Raw genomic sequence first — 424 nt, 5'->3', positions numbered from 1 at the left:
ATAATTATTTTGGATTTTTGACTTGTATGGCTATGTTTTTTTTAGTAATCACATTTATTATACTTCCTTGTTTATTACAAGCTTATTTATTTAAATGTTATAGCATAAAAGAAAAACGCAAAAAATTAAGTTGGCTTATAGGGTTTGTGTGCAATATCTTTTTATTAATGGCGAGTGTGTATGTGGTATATGAAAATCTTTAAAGACTATCAAAAATTTAATATATTTGATATAATATTTATTTATCTTAAATATTTAGAAAAAAATGGATAGAGAATTATTTATAACAAGGCTTGCTTTTATAAACAATGATGAAATAGACACAATAGATAAAAATTCATCCATAGCATATTTAAAAGCCTTATATCAATGTGAAAATTCCATAGCTATAAATTATAATCAAGAAGATCTTTTCACCCAAGCT

1 pseudogene is annotated in these 424 nt (G+C 23.1%); it reads left to right on the top strand.

Features of this window, described 5'->3' with window-relative positions:
- Positions 1–203, top strand: a pseudogene (locus CAMP5053_RS08385) (hypothetical protein); the annotation flags it as partial.
- Between the last annotated feature and the right edge of the window lie 221 nt (positions 204–424).

This window comes from Campylobacter sp. S4:11 (genome assembly GCF_024723695.1).
Taxonomy (GTDB): domain Bacteria; phylum Campylobacterota; class Campylobacteria; order Campylobacterales; family Campylobacteraceae; genus Campylobacter_D; species Campylobacter_D jejuni_C.
This window is presented reverse-complemented; position numbering and strand designations above follow the sequence as displayed.